Annotated in this window: 15 protein-coding genes and 14 tRNA genes; 11 read left to right on the top strand and 18 right to left on the bottom strand. The window is 69.2% G+C overall.

Annotated features, from left to right (window positions below; genetic code table 11):
- Positions 1-34: 34 nt before the first annotated feature.
- The 3 genes from B0E54_RS00565 (at position 35) to B0E54_RS00555 (ending at position 3,020) form a co-directional block, all read left to right on the top strand.
- Positions 35-1,024: an SRPBCC family protein gene (locus tag B0E54_RS00565; RefSeq protein ID WP_234581001.1), complete on the top strand. Its 990-nt coding sequence runs from the start codon at positions 35-37 to the stop codon at positions 1,022-1,024.
- Positions 1,021-2,196 carry a zinc-dependent alcohol dehydrogenase gene (locus B0E54_RS00560; RefSeq protein WP_234581000.1) on the top strand — a complete coding sequence of 392 codons (1,176 nt, stop codon included), beginning with the start codon at positions 1,021-1,023 and terminating at the stop codon, positions 2,194-2,196. The genes B0E54_RS00565 and B0E54_RS00560 overlap by 4 nt, the downstream gene beginning before the upstream one ends.
- 140 nt (positions 2,197-2,336) lie before the next feature.
- Positions 2,337-3,020: a TMEM175 family protein gene (locus B0E54_RS00555; protein ID WP_234580999.1), complete on the top strand. Its 684-nt coding sequence runs from the start codon at positions 2,337-2,339 to the stop codon at positions 3,018-3,020.
- 35 nt (positions 3,021-3,055) lie between these two features.
- On the opposite strand, the gene B0E54_RS00550 is transcribed toward B0E54_RS00555, so the two are convergent.
- Together B0E54_RS00550 and B0E54_RS00545 are read right to left on the bottom strand one after the other, a co-directional pair.
- Positions 3,056-3,883: an aldo/keto reductase gene (locus tag B0E54_RS00550; protein ID WP_234580997.1), complete on the bottom strand. Its 828-nt coding sequence runs from the start codon at positions 3,881-3,883 to the stop codon at positions 3,056-3,058.
- A gap of 139 nt (positions 3,884-4,022) precedes the next feature.
- Positions 4,023-5,033, bottom strand: coding sequence for a mechanosensitive ion channel family protein (locus B0E54_RS00545; RefSeq protein ID WP_234580996.1), 1,011 nt, complete (start codon positions 5,031-5,033; stop codon positions 4,023-4,025).
- A gap of 319 nt (positions 5,034-5,352) precedes the next feature.
- Between B0E54_RS00545 and B0E54_RS00540 the strand changes: the two genes are divergently transcribed.
- The 5 genes from B0E54_RS00540 to B0E54_RS00520 all read left to right on the top strand — a co-directional run bounded on the left by B0E54_RS00540 (position 5,353) and on the right by B0E54_RS00520 (position 11,552).
- Positions 5,353-6,183 (top strand): AraC family transcriptional regulator, encoded by an 831-nt coding sequence (locus B0E54_RS00540; protein WP_234580994.1) that lies wholly within the window; start codon positions 5,353-5,355, stop codon positions 6,181-6,183.
- A 64-nt stretch (positions 6,184-6,247) separates the two neighbouring features.
- Entirely contained in the window at positions 6,248-6,829 is a 582-nt protein-coding gene (locus tag B0E54_RS00535; protein ID WP_234580993.1) for a dihydrofolate reductase family protein, read from the top strand.
- 180 nt (positions 6,830-7,009) lie between these two features.
- The gene (locus B0E54_RS00530) at positions 7,010-8,008 is read left to right on the top strand and encodes a carboxypeptidase regulatory-like domain-containing protein (RefSeq protein WP_234580990.1); all 999 of its coding nucleotides are present in this window, start codon (positions 7,010-7,012) and stop codon (positions 8,006-8,008) included.
- A gap of 165 nt (positions 8,009-8,173) precedes the next feature.
- Positions 8,174-10,165: an acyl-CoA dehydrogenase gene (locus B0E54_RS00525; RefSeq protein WP_234580989.1), complete on the top strand. Its 1,992-nt coding sequence runs from the start codon at positions 8,174-8,176 to the stop codon at positions 10,163-10,165.
- Positions 10,166-10,292: 127 nt separating this feature from the next.
- The gene (locus tag B0E54_RS00520; protein ID WP_234580983.1) at positions 10,293-11,552 is read left to right on the top strand and encodes a glycoside hydrolase domain-containing protein; all 1,260 of its coding nucleotides are present in this window, start codon (positions 10,293-10,295) and stop codon (positions 11,550-11,552) included.
- A gap of 61 nt (positions 11,553-11,613) precedes the next feature.
- Here the strand turns inward: B0E54_RS00520 and B0E54_RS00515 are convergent, their stop codons facing one another.
- Positions 11,614-12,066, bottom strand: a complete 453-nt coding sequence (locus B0E54_RS00515) for an OsmC family protein (RefSeq protein WP_234580981.1) — start codon at positions 12,064-12,066, stop codon at positions 11,614-11,616.
- Positions 12,067-12,256: 190 nt separating this feature from the next.
- Here B0E54_RS00515 and B0E54_RS00510 point away from each other — a divergent pair, with 190 nt between their 5' ends.
- The 3 genes from B0E54_RS00510 (at position 12,257) to pflA (ending at position 17,773) form a co-directional block, all read left to right on the top strand.
- Complete coding sequence (locus tag B0E54_RS00510; protein WP_234580979.1) at positions 12,257-14,659, top strand: phosphoketolase; 2,403 nt, start codon at positions 12,257-12,259, stop codon at positions 14,657-14,659.
- 124 nt (positions 14,660-14,783) lie between these two features.
- Entirely contained in the window at positions 14,784-17,021 is a 2,238-nt protein-coding gene (gene pflB / locus B0E54_RS00505) for a formate C-acetyltransferase (protein WP_234580978.1), read from the top strand.
- Positions 17,021-17,773 (top strand): pyruvate formate-lyase-activating protein, encoded by a 753-nt coding sequence (gene pflA / locus B0E54_RS00500; protein WP_234580977.1) that lies wholly within the window; start codon positions 17,021-17,023, stop codon positions 17,771-17,773. The genes pflB and pflA overlap by 1 nt, the downstream gene beginning before the upstream one ends.
- A gap of 82 nt (positions 17,774-17,855) precedes the next feature.
- Here pflA and B0E54_RS00495 read toward each other — a convergent pair.
- From B0E54_RS00495 to B0E54_RS32875, 15 genes are all read right to left on the bottom strand, one after another.
- Positions 17,856-17,926, bottom strand: a tRNA-Cys gene (locus B0E54_RS00495).
- A gap of 9 nt (positions 17,927-17,935) precedes the next feature.
- A tRNA-Arg gene (locus B0E54_RS00490) sits at positions 17,936-18,008 on the bottom strand.
- A 5-nt stretch (positions 18,009-18,013) separates the two neighbouring features.
- Positions 18,014-18,097, bottom strand: a tRNA-Tyr gene (locus tag B0E54_RS00485).
- Between the two features lies 1 nt (position 18,098).
- Positions 18,099-18,173, bottom strand: a tRNA-His gene (locus B0E54_RS00480).
- 20 nt (positions 18,174-18,193) lie between these two features.
- A tRNA-Val gene (locus tag B0E54_RS00475) sits at positions 18,194-18,265 on the bottom strand.
- A gap of 1 nt (position 18,266) precedes the next feature.
- Positions 18,267-18,355, bottom strand: a tRNA-Asn gene (locus B0E54_RS00470).
- A gap of 4 nt (positions 18,356-18,359) precedes the next feature.
- Positions 18,360-18,434 (bottom strand) — tRNA-Glu (locus tag B0E54_RS00465).
- A gap of 12 nt (positions 18,435-18,446) precedes the next feature.
- A tRNA-Val gene (locus B0E54_RS00460) sits at positions 18,447-18,519 on the bottom strand.
- A gap of 92 nt (positions 18,520-18,611) precedes the next feature.
- Positions 18,612-18,683 (bottom strand) — tRNA-Pro (locus B0E54_RS00455).
- 4 nt (positions 18,684-18,687) lie between these two features.
- Positions 18,688-18,760: transfer RNA gene (locus B0E54_RS00450), tRNA-Arg, on the bottom strand.
- Positions 18,761-18,817: 57 nt separating this feature from the next.
- Positions 18,818-18,901, bottom strand: a tRNA-Ser gene (locus B0E54_RS00445).
- A gap of 8 nt (positions 18,902-18,909) precedes the next feature.
- Positions 18,910-18,982: transfer RNA gene (locus tag B0E54_RS00440), tRNA-Asp, on the bottom strand.
- An 85-nt stretch (positions 18,983-19,067) separates the two neighbouring features.
- Positions 19,068-19,140, bottom strand: a tRNA-Ala gene (locus B0E54_RS00435).
- 14 nt (positions 19,141-19,154) lie between these two features.
- A tRNA-Leu gene (locus B0E54_RS00430) sits at positions 19,155-19,228 on the bottom strand.
- Positions 19,229-19,304: 76 nt separating this feature from the next.
- Complete coding sequence (locus tag B0E54_RS32875; RefSeq protein ID WP_374109228.1) at positions 19,305-19,577, bottom strand: group I intron-associated PD-(D/E)XK endonuclease; 273 nt, start codon at positions 19,575-19,577, stop codon at positions 19,305-19,307.
- Positions 19,578-19,614 lie beyond the last annotated feature (37 nt).

The raw sequence follows: 19,614 nt of genomic DNA, 5'->3' as shown, positions 1-19,614 counted from the left end.
CCCGGGCGGGCACGACCGGATACGGAGGCTACCCGTGACCGGACTGGCGACCCGAGAGGCAATCAAGGCCAGGCAGGACGAGGTACAGCGGCGAGGGCGCGGGCTCGGCTGGATGAGCCTCGGCCTGGGCGTGGCACAACTGGCGGCATCGGACACGGTACGCCGGATCAGCGGCGTGGACGACTCCCCGACGTCCCGGGCGGTGGTGCCACTCGTCGGGGCGCGGGAGCTGATACACGCGGCCGGGCTCCTGACGAACCGGCGCAAGAGCATGTGGGTCTGGACCCGGGTCGCGGGCGACGCGATGGACCTGGCCTCGCTCGGACTGGCCATCGCCCACCGGGGCGGGCGCCGCCGTCGGCGGCTCCTCGTTGTCACCGGCGCCATCGTCGGGATCACGGTGGTGGACCTGTTGACCGCCGTACAGGCCACGCGGGCGAAGGAGGTCGGCGCGGTACGAGGTTCACGCAGAGGAGGACCCATGGAGCTGACAGCCACGACAACCATTCGCAAACCGCCGCCCAAGGTCTACGCGTTCTGGCGCGATCTGGACAACCTGCCGACGTTCATGGCTCATCTCGAAAAGATCCGCTCCACCGGTAACCGTACGAGCCACTGGTCCGCCAGCGCCCCGTTCGGCACGAACGTCGAGTGGGACGCGGAGATCGTCGACGACACGCCCGGCGAGAAGATCGCGTGGCGGTCGACCGGCAACGCCGACGTGCCGAACGCCGGTACGGTCCGGTTCGTGCCCGCCCCGGATGGCCTGAGCACGGAGGTGCACGTCGTTCTGTCGTACGACATCCCAGGCGGGGCGATTGGCAAGGCGGTCGCCAGGTACTTCGGCGAGGAACCGCACCAGCAGCTCGACGACGACCTGCGCCGGCTCAAGCAGGTGCTGGAGACCGGCGAGGTGGTCCGGTCCGACGGCGCCCCATGGGGCAAACGGGCCCGCAAGGAGTTCCCGCAGCGTCCGGCGCAGCCGCTGTCGGATGCCGAGTTCGCGAAGGGGGCCCAGGCATGAGGGCGAACACCTGGGCCGGCCGGAACAAGGTCAAGGTCCGTGACGTGCCGGACCCGCGGATCCTGAACGAGCGCGATGCCATCGTACGGATCACCTCCACCGCGATCTGTGGCTCGGACCTGCACCTCGTCGACGGGTATGTGCCCACGATGCAGAACGGCGACGTCATGGGTCACGAGTTCATGGGTGAGGTGATCGAGGTCGGCCGGGGCGTCGATCCAGGTCGGCTGCGTAAGGGTGACCGAGTCGTCGTGCCGTTCCCGATCGCCTGCGGCGCGTGCGGCGCCTGCGCCGCCGAGCTGTACTCCTGCTGCGAGAACTCCAACCCCAACGCGGGGATCGCGGAGAAGATGTTCGGTCATCCGGTCGCCGGGATCTTCGGCTATTCGCATCTGACCGGCGGCTTCGCGGGCGGTCAGGCGCAGTACGCGCGGGTGCCGTTCGCCGACGTCGGTCCGCTGAAGATCGAGTCCGACCTGACCGACGAGCAGGTGCTGTTCCTCTCGGACATCCTGCCCACCGGCTACATGGGTGCCGATATGTGCGACATCCAGTCCACCGACGTGGTGGCGGTGTGGGGCGCCGGCCCGGTCGGCCAGTTCGCGATGGACAGCGCCCGGATGCTCGGCGCCGCGAAGGTCATCGCCATCGACAAGGAGCCGTACCGGCTGCAGATGGCCGAGCGGGCGGGCTATACGCCGGTGAACTTCGAGGAGGTGGACGTACGGTCCCGGCTGCTGGAGCTGACCGGTGGGCGGGGGCCCGACAAGTGCATCGACGCGGTTGGCATGGAGGCCACCCACGGCAGCGCAGCCCTCTACGCCTATGACCGGGTCAAGCAGGCGGTCCGCTCGGAGTCCGAGCGCCCGCACGCGCTGCGGCAGGCGATCCTGTCGTGCCGCAGCGGCGGCATCGTGTCGGTGATCGGTGTGTACGGCGGCTTCCTCGACAAGTTCCCGGCCGGGGCCTGGATGAATCGGGCGCTGACCCTGCGTACCGGCCAATGCCACGTGCAGCGCTACATGAAGCCGCTGCTACAGCACATCGAACGCGGGGAGATCGATCCGACCCGGGTCATCACCCACACCCTGCCGCTCGACCAGGCAGAACGCGGCTTCGAAATGTTCAAGAACAAGCAAGACCACTGCGAGAAGGTCGTTCTCAAACCTTGAGCCATCACCCGCATCCGGCCGCCGCCGCCCGCGCGGTGGCCGGATGCGCCACATCACGAGGCGTCGACCTGCGGGCACCAGGCATTCGCAACCGAGCCGCCCACCTGTTTGCCGCAGACGGCCCCGGGTAGGCGCAGTCGGTGAGCGCGCCAGACACGGACCTAGGCACCCGATCGGACACCAGCCGCGCCGTCGCGTTCAGCGATGCCATCTTCGCCATCATCATCACACTGCTGGTCCTGGACCTCCGGGTACCGGACGTCCCGCCCGGCCACCTCCTGTCCGGCCTGCTCAGCCAGTGGCCGTCGTATGCCGCGTATCTCGCCTCCTACTCGTACGTGGCGGTCGTCTGGCTCAATCACAAGGCGGCGTTCAACCGCATTCAGCAGGTCGATCGCGGCCTGCACTGGATGAACCTGTTTGTGCTGTTCAGCACGGCGCTGCTGCCGTTTCCGACAATCGTCGTGTCGCACGCGTTGCAGGAGCACGACAACGCGGACCAGCGGGTGGCTATCGGCTTCTACGCGCTGATCGGCGCGTTGCTGTGCGCGACGTGGCTGGCGTTCTACCACTACCTGGCCCGAAACCCCGACTTGCTGAAGGACCAGGTGAGGGACGGCTTCTTTCACGTTGAGCGATTCCGGGCCCTCGCCGGGGTCGTCCTGTACGTCCTCGCGGGGATAGTCGGCTACCTGGTGGCGCCGTTGCTCGGCCTCGCCATCTTTCTCCTTCTACCCGTCTTCTACGCGATCACCAGCGCCGGCCTCTACCAGTCCCGGGTGATCCGCCGGATCACTCACGAACCTGACCCGCCAAGAGGCTGAGGCGGGCGATCCGCGGTTTCACCAGGCGGGCGCCGCTACAAGATCTCGAGCGGTTGCGGACCGGTCGGCGGCGGGAACGCCGTGTCGAGTGCCGCTACGTCCTCCTCGGTCAGCTGCAGGTTTCGCGCTTCCGCGTTCTCCCGGGTGTGTTCGGGATTGGACGATCGCGGAATGGCCCCAACCATCTCCTGCCGCAGCACCCAGGCCAGCGCCACCTGGGCCGGGGTGGCCCCGTGCCGGGCGGCGATCTCCGCGATCTGGGAGTGGCCGAGCAGTCGGCCCTGCTCGATCGGCGAGTAGGCCATCACCGGAATCCCGTGCTCGCGTAGCCAGGGCAGCAGGTCGTATTCCGGGCCGCGGCGGGTCAGGTTGTACAGGATCTGATTGGTCGCGCAGTCTTGCCCGCCCGCCGCCTCGAATAGCTCCGTCATGTCGGAAAGATCGAAGTTGCTGACGCCCCACTGTCCGATGTCACCGGCGTCGACGAGTTCGGCGAACGCCTCGATGGTCTCCGCGAGTGGATGCGAGCCGCGCCAGTGCAGCAGGTAGAGGTCGATGTGGTCGACGCCGAGTCGTTGCAGGCTGCGGCGGCAGGCCTGCATGGTTCCCCGTCGGCTGGCGTTGGACGGCAGCACCTTGTCGACCAGAAAGACATCGGCGCGTCGTCCGGTGATCGCTTCGCCGACGAGTTCCTCGGAAGCGCCGTCACCGTACATCTCCGCAGTGTCGATCATGGTCAAGCCCAGGTCGAGCCCGGTGTGCAGGGCGGCGATCTCGTCCCGCCGCCGTGCGGGACGCTCACCCAGGTACCAGGTCCCCTGACCGAGTACGGGCATGGTCTGGCCGGACGGCAGCTCGATCATTTGTCGACCTTCCTGAGCCTGGGTACCAGTAGATTGCCTGGGTTACCCGCTGCGGCAGGCGGCACACGCGAGGTCCGCACCGGGGAGCCGCCCCCGCCCGCCACTGACGGAGTGGAGGACGTGGAGACATACCCGCCGGTCAGGGCTGGTACTGGCTGCGGGTTCGGGGCAACCACTGGGGGTGTTGGTCACGCAGGTAGCGGATCAGTCCCTCGCGTAGGTCGCAGCTCAGGTCCCAGGCGCTGGCACCGTCGGCAGCAGAGGCCTGCACCTGGACGATCACGGTCTGCGCGGTGGCGTCGACCATCTGGAGCACCCACTGGCTGCGATCCCACAGCAGTGCGGACTCGACCAGTCGGCGTGCCTCCCGGCGCAGGTCGTCCAGGTCCGCGGTGTGGTCGACGTGGATCTGGATCTTGCCGATCACCCGCGACTCGTTCCGGGTCCAGTTCTGGAACGGCCGCTCGGTGAAGTACGTGGTCGGCAGGATGAGAATCCGTTCGTCCCAGAGCCGGATCACCACGTTGGTCAGCTTCACCTCCTCGACCCGGCCCCATTCGCCCTCCACCACCAGCACGTCGCCGACGTGCAGCCCGTCGGCGAAGGCGACCTGGATGCCGGCGAACGCATTGGCGAGCGCGGTTCGGGCGGAGAGGCCGATCAGCGCGCCGACCACCCCGGCCGAGGTCAGAATCGAGACGCCGAAGAGGCGTACCGGCCGGAAGGTGATCAGGATCAGGCCGATCGCAAGGACCGTGACAACAGCCACCGTGAGCCGCCGCACCGGACGGATCTGGGTCCGGGCCCGCCGGACCCGCCGGTTCGTTGCCAAATTACTCGGCAGTCGACTGAACGCGACCGCTTCGGCCACGTGCAATGCCCTGACCACCAGCCACGCACCGACGGCGATCAGGACCAGCAGGGTGGCATGCCGCAGATAACGCCCCCACCCGGCAAGTTCAGGCGGCAGCGCGTAGTACAGCGCCCCGACCAGCAGGGCCGTGGCTGCCGGGCGGCGGCAGGCGAGCCGCAGCGGCTCCAGCAGCCACCTGTAACGGCCCCGGGCAACCCGGCGCACCAGCACGCCGGAGACCAGGTCGACGACCACAGCCGTCGCCAGCGCGGCCAACACGATCAACGCGGTATGCATCAGAAGCCGTTCACCGTGATCCTGATGCCACCCTCCCCCGGGCTCGCTGCCCGGTCCACGGGCCCAGGGTGCCATCGGATCCGGTGGCGGGCGGCAACATCGGCAAACAGGCGCTGAACGAGCCTGCCGCAAACGCCCGACAGTGGGTGCCGGTCTGCCTGCCTGGTTGTCACGCCTCTCGCCGCGAACGTCGCGACCGCCTCCCCGGCACGCTCGACCGGCCGGTGCCCGCGCCACGGGTCGGGCGTTGGTCCGCACCGAAGACGTGTCGCGGCCGGCCCTCGTTCGGGGTGTCGGCGATGCTGTGGGCGTGGAGTATGTGTCCAGACTGCCGCGGCCACCGCTGGACCGACTGATCGACGACGTCTACTACCTGGAAGGTACGCCGCCGTACGCCCGGCTGATGCTGCCGCCGATGCCGGGGGCGTTGCTGATCGTGAACCTCGGGGCGCCGTTCCGCATCCGCGGCGGCACCGACATCGAGACGGCCGAGTACGCCGACGGCTGCGTGGTCACCACGCCCACCCGCGCGCTGGAGTTCGGCTACCCACTTCCGACCCGGTCCGTCGGCGTACACGTCAAGCCGTGGGGGCTGGCGCCGTTCCTGCCGATGCCCGCGGCCGAGCTGTGTGACCGGCCGGTGACGATGGAACAGGTGTGGGGCCGGCCCGCCGTTGCTGAGCTGCGCGACCGGCTGGCCGCGTCGGCCGGACCGCACGAGATGCTGACGCTGCTTGAGGACGAGCTGATGCGGCGGCTGTGCGAGACCGCCGGCCTGGGGCTGGTCAGGCACACGAGCAGTCTCATCGCGACGACCAGCGGGAGCGTGGCGATCGGCGACCTGAGCGTGGCAGCCGGTGTCAGCAGCACCCATCTGGCACGGCGTTTCAAGGAGCTCATCGGCGTCACACCGAAGCGACTGGCCCGCACCCACCGCTTCGCCGCCACCGTGCTCTCGATCGATCCCGCCGGACCGATCGACTGGGGCCACCTCGCCGGCGGCGCGGGCTACTTCGACCAGGCGCACTTCGGCCACGAGTTCCGGGCGTTCACCGGCCTCACGCCGACCCGGTACGTCGAAGTCCGGCGGCGGTTCCTCCGCGACCATCCCGGCCACGTGCTGGACGGCTGGCCGCTGCCAATCGATTGATTTCTTACAAGAACGACGTCTCACGGCACGCTAATTTGAGGGCCCCCAGGCAGAGGAGAGCCCCGTGGGCACTGTCGTCATGTACAGCTCGGTGTCGGTGGACGGCTTCGTCGCGGACGAGAACGACCAGCCCGGCCCGCTGTTCGACTGGTTGTCCAGCGGTGACGTCCCGTTGGACGACAGCGGCGCGCTGAAGGTGTCACAGACGTCCTACGACTACACCCGGCCCTACTGGGACCAGATCGGGGTGACAGTCGTCGGCCGCCACGTCTTCGACATGACGGACGGCTGGGACGGTAAGCCTCCGGGCGGGATCGACCACGTGGTCGTCGTGACGCACCGGCCGGCGCCCGAGGGTTGGGACCCGGAGGCGCCGTTTCACTTCGTCGACGGCGTCGAGGCGGCCATGGCCAGGGCGCAGGAACTCGCGGGTGACCGCATCGTCGAGGTCGCCGCTGGAAACGTCGGTGGCCAGGTGCTCGCCGCGGGTCTGGTCGACGAGGTGCGCATGGACGTCGTACCCGTCGTGTTCGGGTCCGGCAAGCGCTACTTCGGGTCGGTCGACGCGCAGCACCTGTTGGAGGACCCTGACGTGGTGATTCCGGGCAACCGGGTGCTTCACCTGCGCTACCGGGTGCGCCGCTGACGGTGCGCGGCGGGCGGGTTGCGATGGCGACGCGTCCGTCGGAGGTGGATCGCGCAGCCCGTACCGGACAGGGCATAGTGACCCGCGGCACCATCGACCGATATTGCCTGCCCTTGGAATAGGTGGTTGGAAGTGACGACGCGCTTACGTGTCCGATGGACCCGAGCGGCCGCATTAATCATGCTGACCGGGGGGATGCTCGCCGTCTCGGCGGCGCCTGCGGCGGCCGCCCCGGAGACCGTCAGCATCCTGAGCGTGTCGGCGGAGAACGTGAAACCCAACGAGACGGTACGCGTGCGCTACCGCGTCACCAACAGCGCAAGCCGGGCCGAAAAGGCCATCGTGGTGGTCGGCGGCGGCTTGCGGTGCACCTCCGGATGCCGGGCGGAGCCGAACCTCAAACCCGGCCAGAGCCAGAGCTTCGAGGCGACGCTGGTCGCCCCCGCGGCTCGCCCGGGTGAGATCACCGGCCTCAACATCTCGATCGGCGTACGGCTTGCCGAGCAGAACAGCTATGCGTACAAGATGGTCTACGTCCATGGCCCGGGCGCGTCGTCGTCCGCCAGCGCCAAGCCGGCGGCCGGGGTGAGCGGGGTCTCCGGCCGGGTCCGCGACGCCGACGGAAAGGCAGTCGGCGGCGCGAACCTGACCATCCGGGACAGCGCCGGGCACGAATACCGGACGACCAGCGGTGCCAGCGGTCAGTTCGCGATCACGTCGAGCGCCGGCAGGACGATCGCCGTGGGCTCCATCACCGTCAGCGCGGCCAGGGACGGCTACCGCACCGCTCGCACGACCGTACGCGGCAGCGCCGGTGACGTCGCGACAGTGCGGCTGACCCTCGCGGCGGTTGCAGCGCCCACCAGGACGTCGGCGTCGCCGACGGCAGAGGAGAGCCCTCTCGCCGCGGCAGGCGACGGCACCCCCGAGGCAGCCCCGCCCACCCTCAAGGCCGTCAGCGACGAGGGAAGCGGTTCGTCGCCGTTCTTCCTCCTGGGCGGCGTGCTTGTCGCCGCGGGCCTGGGCGCGCTCGCACTGGTGGTGATGCGCCGCAGGAGCGCACCGGAGGAGGACGTTCCCTCGACGAGCCAGCCGTTCGCGCCGGCCGGTGGGGGCATGGTCGATGCTCCGACGGTTGTCCTGCGTCCCGTCAGCAGGTCGCCCTTCCAGGAGGGCTGAGCCGACAGTTACCGCGTCCGAGACGCAGCGGTGCGGTCGCTCGGCGACCGGCCGCGATGGTGTCCGGTCTCACCGAGGGTTCTCCGGGCGGATCGCGCCAGGGGCCCGGTACTCTTGATCGAGTACAGACTGTCCCCATATGTCCGCCATCCCAGGGGGGACCCCATGCCCGCTCACGAGACCAGCCGGATCGACCTCGCACACCTGCGGGAAGTGCTCGACGGGCCCTGGGCCGAGGTTCGCAAGGCACACCGGGATCACCTCGACGAACGCTTCCTCCCGGTGTACGGCGAAACCGGTGACCAGGCACGGGAGCGGATCACCCGGCTGCTCACCCAGCTCCCCGTCGAGCTGGGCATGGCGTCGGGCTTCCCCACCGAGTACGGCGGCAGGGGCGACGTCGGCGGCTCGATCATCGCCAGCGAGATGCTCGCGCAGGTCGACCTGTCGCTGATGGTCAAGGCGGGCGTGCAGTGGGGGCTTTTCGGCGGCGCGGTCCAAGCCCTCGGCACCCGGCGCCACCACGACGCCTATCTGCGGGACATCGTCTCGGGCAAGATCTTCGGCTGTTTCGCGATGACCGAGACCGGCCATGGATCCGACGTCCAGCAGCTGCGCACCACCTGCACGTACGACCCGCAGACGCAGACCTTCGATCTGCACACCCCGCACCAGGCGGCCCGCAAGGACTACATCGGCAACGCGGCACGCGACGGGCGGATGGCGGTGGTCTTCGCGCAGCTGATCAGCGGTGGGCAGCGGCACGGCGTACACGCGTGGCTGGTGCCGATCCGCGACGAGCGGGGCAACCCGCTGCCCGGCGTGAGCATCGGCGACGCCGGCCCCAAGGCCGGCCTGCTCGGCGTGGACAACGGACGGCTCAGCTTCGACCATGTGACGGTGCCCCGCGACATGCTGCTGGACCGGTACGGGCAGGTCGCCGAGGACGGGACGTACGCCAGCCCGATCGAGAACGACTCCCGGCGCTTCTTCACGATGCTCGGCACCCTGGTCCGTGGCCGGGTCAGCGTGGGTGGCGCCGCGTCGGCAGCCACGAAGTCGGCGCTGACCATCGCGGTGCGCTACGGCGACATCCGCCGCCAGTTCGGCACGCCGGACGCCGACCGGGAGGTGCTGCTCAACGACTACCTGGCCCACCAGCGCAAGCTGCTGCCGGCCCTGGCCACCACGTACGCGCTGCACTTCGCCCAGACCGAGCTGGTCGCCGCGCTCAGTTCGGTGCAGGGCGGCGACGGGCCGGTCGACGAGCGCCGGCAGCGGGAGTTGGAGTCCCGGGCCGCGGGTCTCAAGGCGGCGCAGACCTGGCACGCGACGCGCACCATCCAGATGTGCCGCGAGGCGTGCGGCGGCGCCGGTTACCTCGCTGAGAACCGGCTGCCCAGCCTCAAGGCCGACACCGACGTCTTCACCACGTTCGAGGGCGACAACACGGTGCTGTTGCAACTGGTGGCCAAGGGACTGCTGACCGGCTACCGGGACGAGTTCGGCTCGTTGGACGGCTGGGGTCGTGCCTCCTTCGTCGCCGAACAGGTCCGCGAGATGGTGCTGGAGCGCACCGCCGCGCGGTCGCTCATCGAGCGGCTGATCAGTGCGGTGCCCGGACGCGACGACGAGGTCGCCCTCACCGACCGCGGCTGGCAGCTCAAGGCCTTCGAGGACCGCGAGAGGCATCTCCTGGAGGGCGCGGTCCGCCGCCTGCGCGGTGGCGCGGCCACGAAGAAGGACCATCCCTTCGACATCTTCAACGACGTCCAGGATCATGTCCTCGCTGTTGCCGCCGCGCACGTCGACCGGGTCACCCTGGAGGCGTTCGTCGCCGGCATCGAGGGTGTCGCCGACCCGACGGTGCGGGAGCTGCTGTCCCGGGTCTGCGACCTGTACGCGCTCAGCGTCATCGAGGCCAACAAGGGCTGGTACCTGGAGCACGGCCGTCTCACCCCGGCCCGATCCAAGGCGATCACCGGCGTGGTGAACAGCCTGCTCAAGGAGCTACGCCCGCACATGCGGACGCTCGTGGACGGTTTCGCGATTCCGGATTCGTGGCTGCACTGCGCGATCCTGCGCGAGGAACCCGGCCGGCAGGAGACGATGGCCGCCCATGACACCGCCGGGGAGCCGCAGGTGGTCCCGGCGTAGTCCGCGGCTCGCGGCGCCCCGAACCGGGCCCACCCCGACTGCCCCTCTATTGCCGCTCATCGATTCATGGTAGAAATCCTTCACAGTGGCTGCCAGAGGCCAAGGATTTCTTCACATTGGAGGCGGCGTGCGGGCATTCGCCGGGTGGCTTGTCGTTCTCACCGTTGCCGCAGGTGTCGTGGCACCGGCTGGCCCGGTCGCGGGTGCCGCGACAACCGCGCCAGCACCGACTGCCGTGGTGCCGCTGGCCACCGGCCCGCAGCCCGGCACCTTCACCGGCCGCGGTTTCGACACCTGCACGGCGCCGGCACAGGCCACCATGGACACGTGGCGGGCCAGCTCGCCCTACGGCGCGATAGGCATCTACATCAGCGGGGACAGCCGCACCTGCTCCCAGCCCAACCTCACGCCGACGTGGGTGGCCAACCAGACGAACAACGGATGGCGACTGCTCCCCATCGAGCTGGGTTACCAGGCACCCTGCGGCACTCGCGCTCCGAAGATGTCCGCCGACCCCACCACCGCCCGGTCACAGGGCGTCTCCGCGGCGAACAGGTCCGCGAACGCCGCTCAGGCACTGGGCATCGGCAGTGCGAGCACCATCTACAACGACATCGAGCAGTACCCGACCACCGCGTCGTGCCGGGCCGCCGTGCTGTCGTTCCTGTCCGGCTGGACCGAGCAACTGCACGTGCGCGGCTACCTCGCCGGCATGTACTCCAGCGGCTCGTCCGGCATCAAGGACGTCTGCGACGCGTACGGCAACCCGAGCTACACCCGACTCGACCAGATCTGGATCGGTTGGTGGAACGGGGTGGCCGACACGCGGGCCGGCAGCTACTGCGCCGACGCCTACTACGCGAACCAGCAGCGGGTCCACCAGTACGCCGGCGACGTCACCGAGACGTGGGGCGGCGTGACGATGAAGATCGACCGCAACTACCTCGACCTGAGGGTCACCCAGACCCCGCCGCAGCAGTGGACCGCGACCATCGACAACAGCACCTCGGGCGGGTTCACGGCGAGCACCGCGTGGGGCACCTCGACCTACTCCGGCCAGCGGTACGGCACCGACTACCGGTTCGCGAGCCCGGTGTCGTCCAGCGACGTCGCCTGGTTCCGGTCGACGATTCCGGTGACCGGAACCTACGAGATCTCGGTCTGGTACCCGGCCGACGCCGGCTACAACGATCAGACGCCGTACGTGGTGGCGACCACCACCGGAAACCTGTCGGTGCCCGTCAACCAGCGGGCCAACGGCGGCCGGTGGGTCTCGATCGGTGTGTTCACCTTGGCCGCCGGCACGGGCAACACCGTCGGCGTGAGCCGCTGGACCGGTGGCACCGGCCTCGTGGTCGCCGACGCGGTACGGATCACGCGGGTCTGAACCCGCACGTCGGCGAGGCGCCTTTTCACCGGGCCGACCACGCCCGCGCCGCCGACAACGGCTACGGCCTCGGCTCTTGCCCGGCGGCGGCCGCATCGACGACCGAGACGGGAGTGCCAAGCTCGACGGTACGGGAGACGGTGCACAGGCGATCGTGGGACTGCTGCAACGACCGGGGCAGCGCCTCGCGCGCCCGGTCCCCCTCCGGCCCCGCCGGGAACGTCACGGTGAACTCGACCCTGATGTTCTGCATCCGGTTTCCACCGACCTCGTCCCGGATCTTGTCGCCGCTGACCGCGACGGAGAACCCGGTCGGCTCGGCACGCCGGCTGGTGATGTGGTCGACGTCCACCGCGCTGCAGCCACCGATGGCGGCCAAGAGCAGCTCCACGGGCGTGAAACTGGCGTCCTCTCCCGTACCCATGGACAGGGAACCGCCGCGGACGTTGCGCGCGACGTAGCTGCCCACGCTGGTGCGCTCGATCTCCACCGAGCGGAAGGTGTCGTCACTCATGACAGGAAAACTACCTCCGTCATCACCGGTGGTGGGCGGGCCCCACCAACGATCAGACTGAGGTACGCCGGCAATGCCGGGACATCCGGGGGCCGAAGGTCCTGTGGCTTCCGTCTGGTGGCCCCGGGTGGCCGACCTCGGCTGGGCCTAACGTGAGTCCTGACCCGACGAGATCTGCGAAAGGACCACCGTGACCGCGGTCGTATCCGAACTCCGTACGCTCGCCGAGCTCGACGACACCGAACTCGCTCGTCTGGACGCGTGGTGGCGGGCGAACAACTACCTGACCATCGGACAGATCTACCTGCAGGCCAACCCGCTGCTGCGCGAACCCCTGTCGGCTGAGCACATCAAGCCGCGCCTGCTCGGTCACTGGGGCACCAGCCCCGGCCTGTCGCTGATCTACGCACACGTCTCCCGGCTGATCCGGCACACCGGTCAGCAGGCGATCTACCTGGCCGGTCCGGGTCACGGCGGGCCGGCGCTGGTGGCCGCGGGCTATCTGGAAGGCACCTACAGCGAGATCTACCCGGACGTCAGCCAGGACGAGGCCGGGATGCTGCGCCTGTTCCGGCAGTTCTCCAGCCCGGGCGGTATCCCGTCGCACGTGTCGGTGACCACCCCCGGCTCCATCCACGAGGGCGGCGAGCTGGGCTACGTCCTGGTCCACGCGTTCGGCGCGGTCATGGACAACCCCGACCTGCTGGCCATCGCGGTCGTCGGCGACGGCGAGGCCGAGACCGGGCCCCTCGAGGGCTCCTGGAAGGGCGTGTCCTTCCTCAACCCCGAACGCGACGGCGCGGTCCTGCCGATCCTGCACCTCAACGACGCCAAGATCTCCGGTCCCACGGTGCTGGGTCGCAAGGACCCCGAGGAGGTACGCGCCCTGCTGCGCGGCCACGGTTACGACGTCATCGAGGTCGAGGGCTCCGACCTGCCCGGCATGCACCACCGATGCGCCGCCGCCCTCGCCACCGCCTGGACGAGGATCCGCGACATTCAGACCGCCGCCCGTGACGGTTCCTGGGACGGCACCCGCCCGGTCTGGCCGCTGATCGTCCTACGGTCGCCGAAGGGCTGGACCGGGCCGGACTCCGTCGACGGGATCACCGTCACCGGGACGTGGCGGTCCCACCAGGTGCCGCTGTCCGGCGTCAAGGACAACCCGGAGCATCTCGCGCTGCTCGAGCGCTGGCTCAAGTCGTACCGTCCGGAGGAGCTGTTCGATTCCGCCGGCACGCCCGTGGCGGCCATCCGGGACCAGGCGCCCGACGGCGACCTGCGGATGAGTGCCAGCCCGCACGCCAACGGCGGGGTGCTGACCCGGGATCTGGACCTGCCGGACTTCCGGGCCTACGCGATCGACGTGCCCCGGCCCGCGCAGCAGCGGGCCGAGTCGACGCGCAAGCTCGGCGAGATGATGCGCGACATCTACACCCGCAACGCCGACCGGTTCCGGTTGTTCTGCCCGGACGAGACCAACAGCAACCGGCTCGGCAGCGTCTTCGAGGTCTCCGACCGCGCCTTCATGGAGCGCGTGACACCGGAGGACGTGGCGATCAGCCGCGACGGCCGGGTCATGGAGGTGCTCAGCGAGCACAACTGCCACGGTTGGCTGGAGGGTTACAACCTGACCGGCCGGCACGGGATGTTCGCCACCTACGAGGCGTTCGCCATGGTCAGCGCCTCGCAGACCGTGCAGCACGGCAAGTGGTTGCAGGAGGCCAAGAACCTGCCGTGGCGCGAGAAGGTGCCCAGCCTCAACGTGCTGCTCACCTCGACGGCGTGGCGCAACGACCACAACGGCTTCTCCCACCAGGGGCCGGGCCTGATCCAGGTGGTGCTCACCCAGCGCGGCGACGTCGCCCGGGTCTACCTGCCACCGGACGCCAACACCCTGCTGTCGGTGGCCGACCACTGCTTCCGGTCGCGGTCGTACATCAACCTGATCGTGATCGACAAGCAGCCGCAGCTGCAGTACCTCTCCATGGACGAGGCTGTCGAACACTGCGCTCGCGGCGCGGGCGTCTGGGACTGGGCCGGCACCGACGACGGCACCAGCGACCCCGACATCGTCCTCGCCTGCGCCGGCGACGTCGTCACCATGGAGACCGTCGCGGCGGCGCAGATCCTGCGCGACAAGCTGCCCGGCCTCAAGGTCCGCGTGGTCAACGTGGTCGACCTGATGACCCTCGTCCGGCCCAAGGACCACCCGCACGGCATGAGCGAGACCCTGTTCACCGAGCTGTTCACCGACAACGTCGACGTGGTGTTCTCCTTCCACGGCTACCCCGGCGCGATCCACCAGCTCGTGCACGGCCGCCCCGACGCCGACCGGTTCCGCGTCCGCGGCTTCATCGAGCAGGGCACGACCACCACCCCGTTCGACATGACCGTGCGCAACAAGGCGTCGCGGTACCACCTGGTGATGGACGCCATCAACAACGCCAGGCGCCTCCCGCGCGGCGCCGCCGAGCTCAAGGCGTGGTGCCAGAGCCAGCTCGACCGCCACGAGACGTACGTGGTGGAACACCTGGAGGACATGCCCGAGGTCCGCGACTGGGCCCTCGGCGACTGGGCCGCGCGCGGCTGAGATCGACCGCCCTGGTGGGCGCACCCGCACCTGGAGGTCCCGGACGGTCCCGACCGTCCGGGACCTCCGGCCCTTAACCGCTGGTTGTCCCTCGGCGACGCTGGGAGGAGACCAAGGAGGGGCCATGGCCACCACATCCCACGAAGCCTGGCGCGGGTTCCGCGGCACCGGCTGGCGCGAGACGATCGACGTCGGCGGGTTCGTCCACGACAACATCGAGCCGTACACCGGCGGGTCGGAGTTCCTGACCGGGCCGACGCCCCGTACCGAGCGGATCTGGCGGCAGCTGCAGCACATGTTCGTCGAGGAGAGTCGTCGCGGTGTCTACGACGTGGACAACCACACCCCGTCCACGATCACCTCGCACGAGCCCGGCTACCTCGACCAGGGCCATGAGCTCATCGTGGGTCTGCAGACCAGCGCCCCGCTGCGCCGCGCGATCATGCCGAACGGCGGGCTGCGGATGGTGGAGGCCGGTCTCCAGGCGTACGGCTTCACCCTCGACCCGACCGTGCACGCGATCTTCAGCCGATACCGCAAGACGCACAACGACGGTGTCTTCGACGCCTACCCGGCCGACGTGAAGGCCGCCCGCCGCTCGCACATCATCACCGGGCTGCCGGACGCGTACGGCCGTGGTCGGATCATCGGCGACTACCGACGCGTCGCGCTGTACGGGGTCGACCGCCTGATCGCCGAGCGCCGGGCCGTCAAGGCGTCGCTCGACGCCCGGCTGTCGTCGGAGGACGTGATCCGCGACCGTGAGGAACTTGCCGAGCAGATTCGGGCGCTGGACGAGCTGCGAGTCATGGCCAGCCGGTACGGCTGTGACATCTCCGGTCCGGCGAGCACCGGCCGCGAAGCGATCCAGTGGCTGTACTTCGCCTATCTGGCGGCCACCAAGGAGCAGAACGGCGCGGCGATGTCGCTGGGCCGGACCGCCACGTTCGTCGACGCCTACCTGCAACGCGACATCGCCGAGGGCCTGCTCACCGAGCGGGACGCGCAGGAACTCGTCGACGACTTCGTCATCAAGCTGCGGATCATCCGGTTCCTGCGCACGCCGGAGTACGACCAGTTGTTCTCCGGCGACCCGACCTGGGTGACCGAGGCGCTCGGCGGGATCGGCTGCGACGGCCGCCCGCTGGTCACCCGCACGAGCTTCCGCTACCTGCAGACCCTGTACAACCTGGGCCCGGCCCCCGAGCCGAACCTGACAGTGCTGTGGTCGCCGGCGCTGCCCGAGGGATTCAAGCGGTTCTGCGCCCAGGTCTCGATCGACACGAGCGCCATCCAGTACGAGAACGACGACCTGATCCGACCGGCGTACAGCGACGACACCGCCATCGCCTGCTGCGTGTCGGCGATGCGGGTGGGCAAGGACATGCAGTTCTTCGGCGCCCGCGCCAACCTCGCCAAGGCCCTGTTGTACGCGATCAACGGCGGCCGCGACGAGATGACCGGCGAGCAGGTCTTCGTCGCCGCGCCGATCGTTGACGACGTGCTCGACTACGACGCGGTCATGACCGCGTACGACCAGACGCTCGACTGGCTGGCCGAGACGTACGTCGACGCGCTCAACGTCATCCACTACATGCACGACAAGTACGCCTACGAGCGCATCGAGATGGCCCTGCACGACTACCCCGTGCACCGCTTCCTCGCCACCGGCGTCGCCGGCCTGTCGGTCGCCGTGGACAGCTTGAGCGCCATCAAGCACGCCCACGTCAAGGTGCTGCGCGACGAGAACGGCCTGGCCGTCGACTACGCCGTGGACGGCGACTTCCCGGCCTTCGGCAACAACGACGACCGCGCCGACGCGATCGCCGTCGACCTGGTCGAACGATTCATGGCCAAGATCCGACGGCAGCCCACCTACCGGGGCGCCGAGCCGTCGCTCTCGGTTCTCACCATCACGTCGAACGTGGTCTACGGCAGACACACCGGCAACACGCCCGACGGGCGGCGCGCGGGTGAGCCGTTCGCGCCGGGCGCGAACCCGATGAACGGCCGCGACACGCACGGCATGGTCGCCGCCGCGCTGTCGGTCGCCAAGCTGCCGTACCGCAGCGCGCGCGACGGGATCTCGCTGACGATCACCGTCACCCCGGACGGCCTCGGCCACGCCCGCGACGAACGGATCACCAACCTCGCCGGAGTGCTCGACGGCTACACCGACAGCGGCGGCTTCCACATGAACGTCAACGTGCTGAACAGGGCGACTCTCGAGGACGCCATGGCCCACCCGGAGAACTACCCGCAGCTGACCGTCCGGGTCTCCGGGTACGCGGTGAACTTCGTCAAACTCACCCCCGAGCAGCAACGCGACGTCATCTCCCGAACCTTCCACGGATCGCTCTGATGACCGACGTCGTCACGGCGCCGGTGACCGGCTCGCTCCACTCCTTCGACATCTCCATCGGAGTGGACGGGCCGGGCACCCGGTTCGTCGCGTTCCTGGCCGGCTGCCCGCTGCGCTGCCTCTACTGCCACAGCCCCGACACCCAGTACCGCCGTTACGGCCGGCCCATCTCCGTCGACGACCTCGTCACCGAGATCCGCCGCTACGAACGCTTCCTGAAGGTCGCGCACGGCGGGGTCACCCTGAGCGGCGGCGAGCCGCTGCAACAGCCAGCCTTCACCCGCGAGGTGCTGCGCCGCTGCACGGAGATGGGGCTGCACACCGCCCTGGACACCAGCGGCCTGCTCGGCGACCGCGCCGACGACGCGCTGCTCGACGCCACCGATTTGGTACTGCTCGACATCAAGTCCGGCGACCCGGCCACGTACCGGACCGTCACCCGCACCGGGCGGCTGACGCCGACCGTGCGGTTCGCGCACCGCCTGGCCGAGCGTGGCACGCCGATCTGGGTCCGTTTCGTCCTCGTGCCCGGCCTCACCGACGACCCGGGCAACGTCGACGCCGTCGCGTCCATCGCGGCCGACCTGCCCACCGTCGAACGCGTCGAGGTGCTTCCCTTTCACCGGCTCGGCGCGCAGAAGTACGCCGCCCTCGGCCTGCCGTTCCCGCTGGCGGGCACGGTGCCGCCGGATGAGGCGCTGCTGCGTCGGGTCCGTGGCCAGTTCGAGGAACACGGGCTGACGGTGTACTGACCGCCACCGCCTCGGGCGAGCGTCTCCCCGGAGAGCCTGTGGACGGCACGCTGCGTCCTCGCACCACAGTGGATGGCAGTCGAGGCCGTGGCCGGAATCGAACCGGCGTACGCGGTTTTGCGGACCGCTCCCTCACCACTCGGGCACACGACCAGGCAGAAGCGCCCGCGGAGGGAATCGAACCCCCGACACCCAACTCCGGAAGCTGGTGCTCTATCCCCTGAGCTACGCGGGCCAGCGTGGGAGTGGAGAGATTCGAACTCCCTGAGCGCGAACGCACCGGGGTTACAGCCCGGCCCACCTCACCATCGGTGGCGCACTCCCGTGGGGTGACTGGCGGGACTCGAACCCGCGACAACCCGGACCACAACCGGGCGCTCTACCACTGAGCTACAGCCACAACTACGGCCCGAAGGCCAGTACCCGCGGAAGGTGTCGAACCTCCGACCCCCTGGGTGTAAACCAGGCGCTCTCCCGTTGAGCTACGCGGGCTTGGCTCTGGCGACAGGGCTCGAACCTGTAGAGGGCTTGCGCCCGCCGGATTAACAGTCCGGACCGTTACCAATTACGGTTTACGCCAGATCGGCAGCGCGGACGGGACTCGAACCCGCACATGTCCCGGGTGAAAGCCGGGCGACTCTTCCAATTCGTCCACCGCGCCAGGTGGTGTGCGTGCCCCGAGCTGGTGTCGAACCAAGCGACCCCCGGTCTGTCGAACCGGTGCTCTCCCGCTGAGCTATCGGGGCGTGAATAGGCGGCCGGCCGCGGAGGGTACTGCCGCGCTTGCACCTGGCACTCCCTGTGCCAGGGCCGACCCGAACGGACAGGACCGCTGGGAGCGGGCGCCGGATTCGAACCGACGGCCCCCTGAGCCCCAGTCAGGTGCGCTACCAAACTGCGCCATATCCCGTGAGTGCCCCCGAGACGATTCGAACGTCTGGCCTCTTGATTCGTAGTCAAGCGCTCTATCCACTGAGCTACGGGGGCATGTCGTGCGTGCGGCGAGGGAAGCCGGCCGGTACGCCGGGTTCTGTCTCATCCCGGCGACCCGGTGAGGGATTCGAACCCCCGGCAGTATGACCCGCTCCGCGTCAGCAACGCGGCGCCTCGACCAGACTCGGCCAACCCTTCATGCGCGCCAACGACGGGGATCGAACCCGCGGCCCCCCGATCGACAGTCGGGTGCTCTAACCACTGAGCTACGTCGGCATGTGGCCGCTTCCGGCGGCGAATCGCCCACGCTTACGTGACCTTGGTGCGGGGGAACCTCGGGCCGACCGGCGGGCCGGCGGCGTGGAGTCGGACGGAATCGAACCGACGGCCTTCCCGGTGCGAGCGGGACGCTCTACCAACTGAGCTACGACCCCAAGGTGTTGCTGAGTACCCGACCGCGGATTCGAACCGCGAACCTTCCCGCCCTGAACGGGACGCCTCTGCCAGTTGGGCTAGCCGGGCATGTGATTCCTCGTCTCGACCGCGAACGCCGCGTACTTCGAGTCGAGGACGATGTATTGCGCGCCGCTCACCGCCTCTACCGGGATGAGGTAGTCGAGGGCCCCCGCTGTCGAGATGAAGAAAAGTCGGTCTCGCCCTTTGTGTAGCCCGTGACTCGGATGCGACCACGAGCGGTATCCCGCGCGCTGGCGTCGTACACCGTCCGCCGCAGGACCGCCCGGTAGCGTCCATTGCTCTCGGTCGTGCCGGTGGTCTTGACCTGCACCCGTTGCAGTCCAGTGTCGGATTCCGCGATCAGGTCGTATGCGGCCGGCTCTAGCGGGATCGAGACGTTGTAACCCCGATCCATGAACCATCGGGCGGCGATGCTCAACCCCGATCGTCCG

The organism is Micromonospora sp. MH99, from assembly GCF_021442385.1.
Taxonomy (GTDB): Bacteria; Actinomycetota; Actinomycetes; order Mycobacteriales; family Micromonosporaceae; genus Micromonospora.
Note: the sequence above shows the minus strand (reverse complement) of the source record. Positions and strands in the feature narration are given on the sequence as shown.